The organism is Rhizobium sp. BR 317 (assembly GCF_047445835.1).
GTDB classification, from domain to species: domain Bacteria; phylum Pseudomonadota; class Alphaproteobacteria; order Rhizobiales; family Rhizobiaceae; genus Rhizobium; species Rhizobium paranaense.
Genome location: NZ_JARWLB010000012.1, coordinates 137,721 through 151,384 on the forward strand (window position 1 = coordinate 137,721; position 13,664 = coordinate 151,384).

12 protein-coding genes are annotated in these 13,664 nt (G+C 61.3%); 11 read left to right on the forward strand and 1 reads right to left on the reverse strand.

Translation table 11 applies throughout. The annotated features are described in order from the left end of the window. Positions 1–145 precede the first annotated feature (145 nt). From QD357_RS19805 to QD357_RS19845, 9 genes are all read left to right on the forward strand, one after another. Complete coding sequence (locus QD357_RS19805) at positions 146–2,569, forward strand: heavy metal translocating P-type ATPase (protein WP_414124888.1); 2,424 nt, start codon at positions 146–148, stop codon at positions 2,567–2,569. A 55-nt stretch (positions 2,570–2,624) separates the two neighbouring features. Continuing rightward, positions 2,625–3,089 (forward strand): Cu(I)-responsive transcriptional regulator, encoded by a 465-nt coding sequence (gene cueR, locus QD357_RS19810; RefSeq protein ID WP_414124856.1) that lies wholly within the window; start codon positions 2,625–2,627, stop codon positions 3,087–3,089. A 159-nt stretch (positions 3,090–3,248) separates the two neighbouring features. Then, on the forward strand, positions 3,249–4,172 hold the full coding sequence (gene gcvA, locus QD357_RS19815; protein WP_414124857.1) for a transcriptional regulator GcvA: 924 nt from the start codon (positions 3,249–3,251) through the stop codon (positions 4,170–4,172). A gap of 316 nt (positions 4,173–4,488) precedes the next feature. Next, the gene (locus QD357_RS19820; RefSeq protein ID WP_414124858.1) at positions 4,489–5,619 is read left to right on the forward strand and encodes a flavin monoamine oxidase family protein; all 1,131 of its coding nucleotides are present in this window, start codon (positions 4,489–4,491) and stop codon (positions 5,617–5,619) included. Positions 5,620–5,642: 23 nt separating this feature from the next. After that, on the forward strand, positions 5,643–6,683 hold the full coding sequence (locus QD357_RS19825) for an alcohol dehydrogenase (RefSeq protein ID WP_414124859.1): 1,041 nt from the start codon (positions 5,643–5,645) through the stop codon (positions 6,681–6,683). Beyond that, positions 6,670–7,350 (forward strand): cupin domain-containing protein, encoded by a 681-nt coding sequence (locus QD357_RS19830; RefSeq protein ID WP_414124860.1) that lies wholly within the window; start codon positions 6,670–6,672, stop codon positions 7,348–7,350. The genes QD357_RS19825 and QD357_RS19830 overlap by 14 nt, the downstream gene beginning before the upstream one ends. A gap of 203 nt (positions 7,351–7,553) precedes the next feature. Further along, a complete protein-coding gene (locus QD357_RS19835; RefSeq protein WP_414124861.1) occupies positions 7,554–8,663 on the forward strand; it encodes a flavin monoamine oxidase family protein in 1,110 nt (369 codons plus the stop codon). Between the two features lie 11 nt (positions 8,664–8,674). Then, entirely contained in the window at positions 8,675–9,907 is a 1,233-nt protein-coding gene (locus QD357_RS19840; protein ID WP_414124862.1) for an MFS transporter, read from the forward strand. Between the two features lie 14 nt (positions 9,908–9,921). After that, positions 9,922–10,764, forward strand: coding sequence for a VOC family protein (locus tag QD357_RS19845; protein WP_414124863.1), 843 nt, complete (start codon positions 9,922–9,924; stop codon positions 10,762–10,764). 60 nt (positions 10,765–10,824) lie between these two features. Here the strand turns inward: QD357_RS19845 and QD357_RS19850 are convergent, their stop codons facing one another. Then, a complete protein-coding gene (locus QD357_RS19850) occupies positions 10,825–11,724 on the reverse strand; it encodes a LysR family transcriptional regulator (RefSeq protein ID WP_183938741.1) in 900 nt (299 codons plus the stop codon). Between the two features lie 119 nt (positions 11,725–11,843). Between QD357_RS19850 and QD357_RS19855 the strand changes: the two genes are divergently transcribed. After that, positions 11,844–13,082 (forward strand): MalY/PatB family protein, encoded by a 1,239-nt coding sequence (locus QD357_RS19855; RefSeq protein WP_414124864.1) that lies wholly within the window; start codon positions 11,844–11,846, stop codon positions 13,080–13,082. Positions 13,083–13,094: 12 nt separating this feature from the next. After that, positions 13,095–13,568: a RidA family protein gene (locus tag QD357_RS19860; RefSeq protein WP_414124865.1), complete on the forward strand. Its 474-nt coding sequence runs from the start codon at positions 13,095–13,097 to the stop codon at positions 13,566–13,568. Positions 13,569–13,664 lie beyond the last annotated feature (96 nt).

Consider the following 13,664-nt stretch of genomic DNA (forward strand, 5'->3'; position numbering starts at 1 on the left):
CAGAAATTTTTGCTATTGACCTTCCCATGGTTGGAAGCCTCATGTTTCGCTCGAATGCAAATTTCGAGACAGAAAGGAGGCGGCCGTGAATGCCCCGCTTCGAAAAACAGATCTATCCACAGTGATATCACTCCCCATTGAGGGCATGACCTGCGCCTCCTGCGTCGGCACTGTCGAGCGCGCCCTGAGGGCAGTGCCCGGCGTCGATGAGGTATCGGTCAATATCGCTACCGAGAAGGCGAGCATCAGCGCCCACGCGCCCATCGACCGCGACGTGTTGGTGAAGGCCGTCGAGGATGTCGGCTATTCGGTTGGCGCCGCTCCCGCCGCCGCCATCCAGCTTGCAGTCGAAGGCATGACCTGCGCTTCCTGCGTGGGCAATGTCGAACGCGCCCTGAAGGCCCTTCCCGGTGTCAATGAGGCCACCGTCAATCTTGCGACCGAGCGGGCGACGATCAAGGGATCGGCCGATGCCGCCACCCTGATTGCCGCTATCGAAGGCGTCGGCTACGAGGCCAAGCTGATCGGCGCCGACCGGATAGACGAAGACGCCGCCCGTGCCGAAAAGAAGGACGCGGAGCAGCGCGAGCTTAGCCGCGATTTCATCATCGCCGCCGCGCTCACCCTGCCGGTCTTCGTCACCGAGATGGGCTCGCATCTGATCCCTGCCATGCACGGGTTTATCCGGGCCACGATCGGCATGCAGTGGAGCTGGTATCTCCAGTTCGCGCTGACCTCGATCGTCCTCTTCGGTCCCGGCATGCGCTTTTTCGAGAAGGGGCTGCCGGCGATGTGGCGGCTGAGGCCCGACATGAACAGCCTCGTCGCCATTGGCTCTCTCGCCGCCTATCTCTATTCGCTGGTCGCGACCTTCGCGCCCTCCTTGCTGCCGCCCGCCACGATCAACGTCTATTATGAGGCGGCCGCGGTCATCATCACACTGATCCTGCTCGGCCGCCTGCTGGAGGCCCGCGCCAAAGGGCGAACCTCCGAGGCGATCAAGCGCCTGGCTGGGCTCCAAGTGCGCAGCGCTCGGGTGCGGCGCGACGGCAAGGTTGTCGAACTGCCGGTCGGTTCGGTCCTTGCCGGCGATATCGTCGAGGTTCGTCCCGGTGAGCGTATTCCCGTCGATGGCGAGGTGGTCGAGGGCACCAGCTATGTCGATGAATCGATGATCACCGGCGAACCGATCCCGGTCGCCAAGGCCGTAGGCAGCACCGTGGTTGGCGGCACCGTCAACCAGAAAGGCGCCTTCTCGTTCCGGGCCACCGCGGTGGGCGGCGACACGGTTCTGTCGCAGATCATCCGCATGGTCGAAGAGGCCCAGGCCTCGAAAATGCCGATCCAGGCCATCGTCGACAAGGTGACCATGTGGTTCGTGCCGGCGGTCATTCTCGTCGCCGTGCTGACCTTCGCAATCTGGTATGTCTTCGGCCCGTCGCCGCAACTGACTTATGCGCTGATCAACGCCGTGGCCGTGCTGGTCATCGCCTGCCCCTGCGCCATGGGGTTGGCGACGCCCACCTCGATCATGGTTGGCACCGGCCGCGGCGCGGAACTCGGCGTGCTGTTCCGCAGGGGCGAGGCGCTGCAATTGCTCAGGGATGCCAATGTCGTTGCGCTCGACAAGACCGGCACGCTGACCGAAGGCAAGCCCAGGCTGACCGATCTGGAGCTGGCGGAAGGCTTTGATCGCGCGCAAGTCTTGGGCCTGATCGCCGCCGTCGAGGCCAAGTCCGAACATCCGATTGCACGCGMGATCGTCKATGCCGCCACGGCCGAAGGGATCGCGCTGCCTACCGTGTCGGATTTCCAATCGGTTACGGGCTTCGGCGTGACGGCCAGTGTCGAGGGTAAGCGCATCGAGGTCGGTGCCGACCGCTACATGGCCGAACTTGGCCTGAACGTGACTGGTTTTACAGCAACCGCCGAACGTCTCGGTGACGAGGGCAAATCGCCTCTCTATGCCGCGATCGACGGCAGGCTGGCCGCAATTGTTGCCGTGGCCGATCCGATCAAGGACACCACGCCCGCAGCGATCAAGGCCTTGCACGGGCTTGGCCTCAAGGTCGCGATGATCACCGGCGACAATGCCCGCACCGCCCGTGCTGTCGCGGCCCGACTCGGCATCGACGAGGTCGTCGCTGAAGTATTGCCGGACGGCAAGGTCGATGCCGTCCGTCGCCTCAAGGGACAGTATGGCAAGCTTGCCTTTGTCGGTGACGGCATCAATGATGCCCCGCCACTCGCGGAGGCGGACGTGGGGCTTGCCATTGGCACCGGCACGGATGTCGCCATCGAAGCGGCCGATGTGGTGCTGATGTCGGGTAACTTGCTCGGCGTGCCGAATGCGATTGCGCTGTCCAAGGCGACCATCGGCAACATCAGGCAGAATCTGTTCTGGGCCTTTGCCTACAATACCGCCCTGATCCCGGTCGCCGCCGGCGCGCTCTATCCGGCCTTCGGCATCCTGCTCTCGCCGGTCTTGGCAGCGGGCGCCATGGCCATGTCGAGCGTCTTCGTGCTCGGCAATGCGCTGAGGCTTCGCAGGTTCAAGGCCACCAACTGACATAGCAGACAGGGCCGATCCTTCCGGGATCGGCCTTCTCACATGAGGAAAGACTATGAATATCGGACAAGCAGCCAAGGCATCGGGCGTTTCGGCCAAGATGATCCGCTACTATGAGCAGACCGGCCTGATTTCGGCAGCCGACCGCAAAGCTTCAGGATATCGCGACTATTCGGAAGACGACGTACATATGCTACGTTTCATCCGCAGCGCGCGCGATGTCGGCTTTCAAGTGGCCGAAATCCAAAAGCTTCTCGATCTCTGGACCAACCGAGACCGTCAAAGCACCGATGTCAAAAGGATCGCGCTTGACCATATCGCCGTGCTTCGTCTCAAGATCCAGGAATTGCAGCAGATGGCGGCGACCCTGGAAACTCTGGTGTCGAAATGTGCGGGGGATCAGCGCCCGGCCTGCCCCATTCTCGAAGGTTTGGAGAACCATGGCCCGGACGAGCCCATCGCCAACCGAAAACAGAATTTGCGAAACCTGCCGCCCCAAAAGGTGAAGCGCAAGCTTTGATGTTGACGGCTGTTTTCCGGCCAAATGCGGCATCCATGCCGCCCGGGCAGCAGTGTCGCGGCAGCATCATTTTCTCCATTGATGGAACTTGACCTGCCAATGGAGGAGAATGGAGATGTTGCTCGCTTTCGAGTTCACATCCAGACCAAGAGAAAAACGTTGAACAGGAAATCACCGGTCTATCTGAATGCGCTGCGAGCATTCGAAGCAAGCGAACGCCATGGGAGCTTTTCGGGCGCCGCTGAAGAGCTCAATGTCACCGCCGCTGCGGTAGGGCAGATGGTGCGTGGGCTTGAAGAATGGCTGGGCATGCCGTTGTTCCATCGCAGCACGACCGGGAAAACCCGGCTCACTCCGACCGAAAACGCGGAGCGCGCATTGCCGGACATTCGCGCCGGCCTGGATCGTCTCGGCATGGGACTGGATCGGCTTCGCGAGTTCTCGACCGACGGTATTCTCAACGTGGCGGTTAGCCCCGCCTTTGCCGCCAAATGGCTGCTGCCGCGCATCGATCGCTTCCAGATGAGACGCCCGGAAACGGACATCCGGCTCGAGACGAGTCTGAAGCTTGTCGATTACAAGGCCCATGGCATCGATATCGGCGTGCGATATGGCGACGGGACCTGGCCCGGCCTCGTCGCAGAAAAACTTATGGAAGAGGAAATTTTTCCGGTCTGTTCCCCCTCTTTCTCCGATGTGAGCGGCTTTACCGAACCAGGCGATTTGACGCGGACCACCCTCATCCACGACCTCTCCGTCGATCCTGCGATCGGTTTCGTCACCTGGGACATGTGGCTGCGGGCAGCCGGTGTACGGGAAGGGCAAGCACAAAGGGGCATGAGGATCGACAATTCGGGAGCGGTGCTCCAGGCCGCCATCGAAGGGCGCGGCGTGGCTCTGGCTCGAAGTATCCTCGCACGCGACGATCTGGCKGCGGGTCGGCTGCAGCGGCTGTTTTCCGAAGTTCATGTGCCTTCGAAGCTGGCTTATTATGTGGTTTATCGGCCGGAATATTCGTCGCTTCCGAAACTAAGGACGTTTCGCGATTGGCTCATCGAGGAAGCGGCGGCGTACCAAGCTTAATCCAATCTCAAGCTGCTCGACTGAAATCGATGTGCCATACCGGCAAAGATTTTCTTTGCTGCGGCCAAGAAACTCTCGTTTGTCAAATCGCACCGCACAGGGCACTCAAGAACGATGACGCGCGCCAACATGCCGGATGCGCCCGTCGGCGATGAGCCGCTGATACATCGGCGCGTCACATGACGAAAACGACACCAGAGAGAATAACCGTGGCTTGCTTCGAGAGCGCAATGTTCAGTGACGACGCCGTGATTGGACTAGGACCGTTTCTGACGGCCGCGTCGGAGATCCACGCCTACGCCGTGACTGAGCGACAATGACCCCTACTTTTTCTAAGACCATATTGATTGTCGGCGGCGGGCTTGCGGGCCTGACGGCAGCCTATCGCCTTCATCGCGCCGGGTTCGACTTTGCTCTTGTCGACGCTCGGGAACGTCTCGGCGGGCGCATTCTGTCGGTCAGGGCCGATGATGAACCTTCGATCGATGGATTTGATCTTGGCCCCTCCTGGTTCTGGCCGGACATGCATCCGGCAATCGCTCGCTTTGCACAAGAGCTTGGGCTCGCGTTCTTTCCGCAACATGCCGATGGTGCAATGGCGTTTGAGCGATCACCCGGATCTGCGCCGGAACACTACCGAACGCTCCGGCAAGAACCACAATCAATGCGATTGGTTGGCGGCAGCGGAGCCATCATTTCCGCACTGGCTGATCGCTTGCCCAAGGATCGCATCCGGCTCGGAACGAGGGTGACCAGGATCGTGCGAACGGAGAACGGCGTTGGACTTCAGGTCCATGTCGCGCATCATGGTTCGTCCGAGGTGATCGAGGCCGCGCATGTTATCTTTGCGCTGCCACCGCGTTTATTGGCACAGACGATCGAATTCGAGCCGGCGCCGGATGAGGCATTCCGCAAGCTCTGGCATGCTACGCCGACCTGGATGGCGCCGCATGCGAAGTTCTTCGCCCTTTACGAAAGGCCATTCTGGCGTGCTGCAGGGCTCTCGGGCGCGGCGCAAAGCATGGTCGGACCGCTMGTTGAAATCCATGACGCCACCACGGCCTCGGGCAAGGCCGCTGTTTTCGGTTTCCTCGGCGTTCCCGCGAACGTGAGAAGAGAGGCTGGCCGCGACGCCGTCATTGCGGCTTCAGTCAATCAGCTCGGCCGGTTGTTCGGTCCGGAGGCGCTAAAGCCTGCCGCAACGCTTTACAAGGATTGGGCCGCCGATCCGCTCACGGCCACTACGTCGGACCTGGCGGCGTCAGGTCATCCCACAGGTGGCAAACGGGAATGGGTGGACCCCGAATGGAGCGACTGGATGACGCTCGCCGGCAGTGAAACGGCAGTTCATGACCCCGGCTATCTGGCTGGCGCGGTCGCCGCCGGTGAGCAGGCGGCCAAGAAATTGATTGAAAGCCGGAAACGGCCGGAAACCTCGGGCACTTGAGAGAGACGAAACAGGAGAACACCATGAATTCGACCTATCGCGCAATGCAGGTCACAACGTCGGCCGGTCTCGAACTGGTGGAACGGCCGACGCCCGTGCCAAACGCGGGTGAAGTGCTGATCGCTGTCGAAGCCTGCGGCATCTGTGGCGCGGATGCCAGCGACATCGACAAGGCGGATCCGGCGTTGCAGCCAGCGCGCGTCCCTGGCCATGAGGTGGTCGGCCGCATCCTTGCCCTCGGCCCGAATACGCCTTCAATCTGGAAGATCGGGCAACGTGTGGGCGTCGGCCGTCTCGGCGGCCATTGCAACGAATGCAGCGAATGCCGGCGCGGCCGTTTCAATCTCTGCCGCAACCAGCCTGTTCTCGGATCCTCATGCGACGGCGGCTATGCCGAGATGATGATCGCGCGCGCGACCGGCCTCGTTTCCATTCCCGACGAACTCTCGCCCGAGGAGGCCGCACCGATCCTCTGCGCCGGCATCGCCACGTTCAGTGCTCTGAAGAAATCAGGCGCCGAAGCAGGCGATACCGTCGCCATTCTCGGCATTGGCGGGCTCGGCCATATGGCGCTCCAATATGCCCGCAGAATGGGATTTCGGGTGGTGGCGGTCGGCCGTGGTGAGGACATCGCCGCCGATGCGCTCGCGCTCGGAGCGCATCGCTATATCGACACGAACAAGGAGAACCCCGCCGGTGAGCTCAACGCGATGGGCGGGGCTAAGGCTATTCTGACCACCATCGGCAATCCGGTCGCTGTCAACGCGTTGATGCCCGCACTTTCGCCGGAAGGTCGGCTGATCGTGCTCGGTGTCGGCAAGGATCCGCTGCCGGTGTCGACCGGCTATCTGGTGGGGGCTGAACGCGGCGTGATCGGCTCGATGACCGGCTCCCCGTTCGAAAACGAGAAGACGTTGGACTTCAGCGTCCTAAGCGGGGTTCGGCCGAGGATCGAAACCATGCCGCTGGAGCGTGCCCAGGAAGCCGTGCAAAAGATGAGATCCGGCGACGCAAACTTCCGAATAGTCCTGACGATGGGAGATCAATCCAATGCGCATCAATGATGATCTGACGAAACCGCTGATCGTTCATTCGGCCAAACTCGCGTGGACCCAAAGCCCTCAGGCGGGCGTCGATCGCCGGATGCTCTATCGCGTCGGCGGCGAAGTCGCACGCGCCACCTCGATCGTGCGCTACGCGCCGGAAAGCACCTTCCCCAGCCATGTCCACAGCGGCGGCGAGGAAATTCTCGTCCTCGAAGGCACATTCCAGGATGAGCATGGCGACTATCCGGCGGGGAGTTACTTCCGCAATCCGCCCGGCACTTCGCATACGCCCGCTTCGAAAGAGGGATGCACGATCTTTGTGCGTCTCTGGCAGTATCGCGAGGGCGACGATGCGCAGATCGTTCGCCAACCTGGCGAAGGTGGAGCGGGACCGCTGCGCCCGGGGTCTGACGCCGCGCGCGTGCTGTTCGATGACGGCGAGGAACGTGTTTCGATCGAGCGCTGGCAACCCGCCGCAACTGTCACGGTGGAAAATCAGCGCGGCCTTGAGATTCTCATTGTCACCGGCACTCTGACGGTGTCGGGCGAAAAGCTCGAGCCCCAGAGCTGGATTCGCTTGCCGCAAGGCAAGCCGTTCGAAGGCTTGGTAGGGTCCGAAGGTGCGGAGATCTGGATCAAGGATGCGCCGCTTCAGCATGTGGATGTGCTACCGATGCCGAGTTGAGTGGAAGGGAGCGGGCTCCCGGCCGGAGTTCTCAAGTCATTATGAGCGCTGCTCATCGATCCATGACGCAACGCCATTTCTAGTTTGCGTCAGCTCATGATAAGGCGCTCACGATCTGATCCAGAGCCCGGTTCCAAGCCGCAATCGCCTCTTCAGCGCCGCGAACCGGCTGGCTCCCTATCCCACTCCCCTTGGACGAGACAATGATGAAGACAAATGTTGCGATTATTGGTGGCGGTCTGGCGGGACTGAATACGGCGCGGCTACTGCAAGCCGCCAGGATTAATTTCCTGCTGTTTGAGGCGCGGGCGACGCTTGGAGGCCGAATTCAGACGGTGAACGAGAAAGGTCAGCCGCACGCCGATGGCTTTGACCTCGGTCCATCCTGGTTCTGGCCGCGCATGCAGCCAGCCATCGCCAATCTGGTCGCTGAACTCGACCTTCCAACTTTTGCCCAGAACGATGACGGCGACGTCGTTTTCGAGCGCATGTCGCGGGAGGCGCCGAAGCGCTACCCGGGCCTCACTCAGGAACCCGAAGCCTTTAGGCTCGTCGGAGGGTCCGCGGCCTTGGTCCGGGCAATCGCGGAAAGCCTGCCCGAGGGGCGGCTTCGGTGCGGGGCTGAGGTCACCGGGATGCGTCTCACCGAAGATGGCGTTGAATTGTTCGTGCGGTTGGCAGACGGACAAGAGGAGAGAGTACAGGCTCGGCGCGTCATTGCGGCACTGCCGCCACGCATTCTCGATGCGACAGTAGGGTTTGAACCGCCACTGGCGCCCGCGACCGTACAGCTCTGGAATGAAACGTCGACCTGGATGGCGCCGCATGCGAAGTTCTTCGCGATTTATGATCGCGCCTTCTGGCGGGAGGCGGGTTTTTCCGGCACGGCGCAAAGCATGGTCGGACCTCTCGCGGAAATTCACGATGCAACGACATCCTCCGGCAGGGCGGCACTCTTCGGCTTCGTCGGGATGGGCGCGGAACAGCGTAAAGCGGCCGGAGAAAGGTCGCTGACCGAAGCTTGCATTCAGCAGTTTGCCCGTCTCTTCGGCGAGCAAGCCGCCCATCCGCGCGCAACGCTCTACAAGGACTGGGCCGCCGACCCGCTGACGGCCACATCCGCCGACTGGTTCTCGACAGGCCACCCGCATGCGCCAGAGGGTGGCTGGGTGACAAGACCCTGGAAGGAGCGGCTAACCCTCGCCGGCAGCGAGGTGAGCCCGATCGAAGCCGGCTATCTCGCAGGCGCTGTGGAAGCCTCGGCAGCCGCGGTCGCCGACCTCATCCAGAAATTCGCGACGAACAAAGACTGAAAGGACTGCGCATGGGGATCGTCGAGAAGACATTCCACGACAGCATATCTGCGTCGGAACAACAAAAGACCGTCTCGCGAAACGTCAGGGTCCTGACGGCAGCACAGTCGCTCGGCGGTGCCAGCTCGCCGATCATTATCTCACTCGGCGGCCTCGTCGGCCAACAATTAGCGACCKATCCAGCCGCTGCCACCTTGCCGGTCAGCATGCTCAATCTCGGCCTGGCTCTGGGGACGTTGCCGGCCGCCGTCATCATGCGGCGGTTCGGCCGCCGAGCCGGCTATCTCCTGGGTGCCACAACCGGCATGACGGCGGGCCTGATCGCAACGCTCGGTATCATCCAGGCGAGCTTCGTCGTCTTTTGCATTGGCACCTTCATGGCCGGACTTTATTCGGCTTATGTGCAAAGCTATCGATTTGCCGCCACGGACGGCTTGATTGGTGCCGAGCGCGATAGAGCCATTTCCCGGGTAATGATCGGAGGACTCGTCGCGGCCGTTATCGGCCCGCAATTGGTCATCTGGACCCGCGACGCGCTTCCTGGACATACCTTTGCCGGCAGTTTCCTAAGTCAGGCCGCGCTGGCCATGCTGGCGATCCCGATCCTCCTCGCCCTGCGGCGCCCGCAAAGCGTCGGATCGGGGCCGGCCAAGACAACAGACGGGCGCCCGCTTTCTCAAATTCTMGCCTCCCCCCGCTACCTGCTCGCGGTTGCGACCGGCGTCGTCTCCTATGGGCTGATGACCTTCATCATGACCGCCGCACCGCTCGCGATGGTCGGACACGGCCACTCGGTCGGCTCAGCCGCCCTTGGTATCCAGTGGCATGTCCTTGCCATGTTCGGACCGAGCTTCATCACAGGCCGCTTGATGGCGCGCTTCGGCAAGGAGCGTGTCGCAGCCGTCGGCCTGCTGCTGATCGGAGCCTCGGCGCTCGTTGCGCTCGGCGGCATGAACATTGCGCATTTCTGGGGCGCGCTGATCCTGCTCGGCCTTGGCTGGAATTTCGGTTTCATCGGCGCKACCGCCATGGTCGCCGACTGCCACACGCCATCCGAACGCGGCAAGGCGCAGGGCGCCAACGATTTCGTKGTTTTCGGCACTGTCGCCTGCGCCTCGTTCTTTGCCGGATCGCTGTTGCATACATCCGGCTGGACGACGGTCAACTGGCTGGTGCTGCCGACCGTAGCCTTCATCCTTGTTCCGCTCGTCTGGCGGGCAGCCCGCTTGCCGAAATCCAACTGAACGGAAGGCATCTCATGGCTACCTCAAAACGGCGTATCGACCACATTGTCCTGGCGGTCCACGATCTTGAAGCGGCCGGGCAGTTCTATACGCGCCTCGGCTTCAAGGTCGGAGCTCGCAACAGCCATCCCTGGGGGACGGAGAACCGGCTCGTGCAATTCGGCTCGTCCTTCATTGAGCTGATTACGCTTCGCAACAACTTGGGGGTGATACCGCCGCACGGGCCGGGACGCTTCAGCTTCGGCGCCTTCGTGCGCGATTATCTGCAGGAGCGCGAAGGCTTTGCGATGTTCGTGCTCGACAGCGCGAATGCGAAGGCTGACGCCCAGACCTTTGCGGAAAAAGGCATCGGTTCTTTCGAGCCGTTCTTTTTCGAGCGCAAGGGCCAGCGTCCCGATGGTAGCGAAATGCGCGTCGCGTTTTCACTCGCTTTCGCCATGGACCCCGGGATCCCGAACGCATCCTTCTTCGTCTGCCAGCAGCATGTCCCGGAGAACTTCTGGAACCCGGAATTCCAGCGGCATCCGAACGGCGCGACGAATATCGCGGCGGTTACGCTGGCGGCCAGAAACCCAGCGGAACACACCGGCTTCCTGACGGATTTTACCGGAGTTTCCGCGAGGCGGGATCAACATGAAGGCATGATATTCCCGCTGGCAGAGGGCGGAGTTTTCAAGGTAGCGAAAACGTCGGGTGAAAACCGCTTCGCCGGCTACACCGTCGCCGTTAAAAATTTTGCGCGACAGCAGGATCTGCTCTCAGCGGCCGGCATCTCTTTCTCCACGGTCGAGGACCGCATCGTCGTTGCAGCCGAGAACGCCTTCGGTGCGGCCATCACTTTCGTTCCCGCCAGCTAACGGCCAGGTGCAATCGATCGGGCTTATGCCAAAGTCCCATCACGTCGCCGGATTCCGCAATCAGGGCGCGGGAGAGCGCCCCATCTCACTTGCGAGCTTCAAGAAGCCGTCAATGTATGAGGTCGTCTCCTCGCCGCGGCGCACGCCAAGATTGATGCTCTTCCGAATGCCGGAAGAGCCCAGGCGCAGTGCCCGGATCGGCAGGCCGGCAGCATCCTCATTGAGCAGCCAATCCGGAAGCACGGTCACTCCCCTGCCCGCGCAGACGAGCTGCAGCATGAGATCGATGGTTTCGGCAGTGCGATGCTGACGCGGCCGGCAATGCGCGGGAACGAGAAACTGCGTGTAGATGTCCAGGCGTTCCAAAGTGACCGGCACGGTGATCAGTTCCTCGTCGATCAGATCCTGAGGCTGCACACACGGCTGGCTAGCGAGAGGATGCGTCTCGTGCACCATCAGGACAAGCTCGTAATCGAAGACCGGCGTGAATATAAGGTCCGGCGCCTCAACGGGATCCGGCGTGATGAGCAGGTCGATCTCGTAGCCGAGAAGCGCTTCGACACCGTCGAAACGGAAGGCAGTGCGAACATCGAAATCGACGTCGGGCCAGCGTGTCAGATAAGGTATGGCAATGCGCGACAGCCAGCGTTGGCAGGGATGGCATTCCATGCCAATGCGCAGCGCTCCTCGCCGACCGACCGCGAAGTCATTCAGCACCCGCTCCGCGTGCTCCATCTGCGGCAAGACCCGCTCGGCGACGCTGAGTAGATACTCTCCTGTCTGCGTCAACCGCAGGCCTCGACCGGTTTTCATCCAGATCTTGATACCGTGCCGCTCTTCGAACTTCGCGACCGTATGGCTAAGAGCCGACTGCGTCACGTTTAATTTCTCCGCGGCCGCGGTGACGCTGCCACGCCGGCTGACTTCCCGCAGGATCGCCAAATGCTGTCGATCTATCATCTATGATGCTCGCTCATGGGTAGATGAAAACATACCATTTCCGCTCATAATGCATTGCGAATAAGCTTTTCGTCAACCGAGCGCCATCAAGGCGTCCGATCGACAAAAGGAATACTGCCGTGGCGAAGCTGGCAACCGCACCTCAACCTGACGCAAACGAAAAAGCCGCACGGTCGATCTTCGACGAAGTCATAGACCGCAAGAACAGCAATTCGATGAAGTGGGCCTACGCCAGCAAATTGCTGGCGCCGGACGAGGCAGCGGCCGACCCGCTGCCCATGTGGGTCGCCGATACCGACTTCAAAGCCCCGCAAACCGTCATCGATGCACTTCATGACGCCGCCGACCATGGTGTGTTCGGTTATCCCGGCGGCGCGACCGCATCTTACATTGATGCCGTTGTTGGATGGCAGCGGCGGCGCTTCGGCTGGGACATCGCCAAGGAATGGATCCTGCAGACTTCGGGTATCATCACGACGCTCAAGACGGCAGTACAGGCTTTTTCAGCCCCCGGCGACACCATCCTGATCCAGCCGCCGGTCTATGCGCATTTTCACAACGACGTCCTGTTGAATGGTCGCCACCTCGCTTACGCGCCGCTGGAATTTACCGGCGATGGCTACCGCTTCAACGCGAAAACCTTTGAGGCGGCGATCCGTCCCAATACGAAGATCTTCATCCTCAGCCACCCGCACAATCCGACCGGCAATGTCTGGTCCGAGGACGAACTGCGGACCATGGGCGAGATCTGCGCCCGCAACGGCGTGCTGGTCATTTCCGACGAAATTCACGAGGACCTGATCCTCAATCCGGCTAGGAAGCACATCCCGTTCGCTTCGCTCGGCGAAAAGTTTGCTCAAAACAGCATCACCTGCACCGCGCCCAGTAAGACCTTCAACCTGCCTGGCCTGCAAAGCGCAAATGTCTTCATCCCGAACAGGCGGCTGCGGGATGAACTGCACCGCCAGTATGAACGCAACGTCTTCGAGCTGGTCAACGTTCTCGGGATGGTCGCGGCAGAAGCGGCCTATGCACATGGCGAACCGTGGCTCGAAGAGATGCTCGTCTATCTGCGGTCAAATCACGCGCATTTCGCCAAGGCGATCAATCAAGCCGATCCGCGCCTGAAGGTACTTTCGACCGACTCTCTTTATCTCACATGGATGGATTGCCGGGGCTTGGGAATGGACGCGGCGGCTCTCGACAAGTTCATGCTGACCAAGGCCCGCGTTTGGCTCGACAAGGGACAGAAGTTTGGCATTGAGGGGCACGGCTTCATGCGCGTCAACCTCGGCTGCCCGCGCTCCACCGTCGATGAGGCCATCCGCCGCATCACCTCTGCCGTCGCAGAGATTTGAGCGGAGGAACCAATGTCACAAACCATTAGACAACGGCTCGTGGAACTCAATCTCGAGCTGCCCGCAGCGGCGAAGTCCGTGGCCAACTATCTTCCGGTCATGGCAAGCGGAAGTCTCGTTCTGACATCCGGCCAGCTACCGCTCGCCGATGGCAAATTGATCGCTACCGGCCTGCTTGGACGGGATCTCGACGTCGCCGCAGGGGCGCTCGCTGCCAGGCAGTGTGCCTTGAACATTCTTGCGCAGGCAGAAGCCAATCTTGGCAGCCTCGAGAGAATTGCAAAGATCGTGAAGATCACGGTCTTCGTGGCCTCAACTGCGGATTTCACCGAACAACACCTCGTCGCCAATGGAGCCTCCGACCTGTTGGTCGGCGCTTTCGGCGAGAAGGGCAAGCATGCGCGCTCAGCGGTCGGCGTTGCAGCCCTGCCAATGAACGCACCAGTCGAAATCGAAGCCATCCTCGAGATCGCTCAAGAACCATGAGGATCGTCGGTATCGGCCAACGGTGAACTTTATTCGGGAACTCAATCGATCCGCTCGGCGAGAAAAACGGCAATAGCCATCGCCGCCGGATCACCA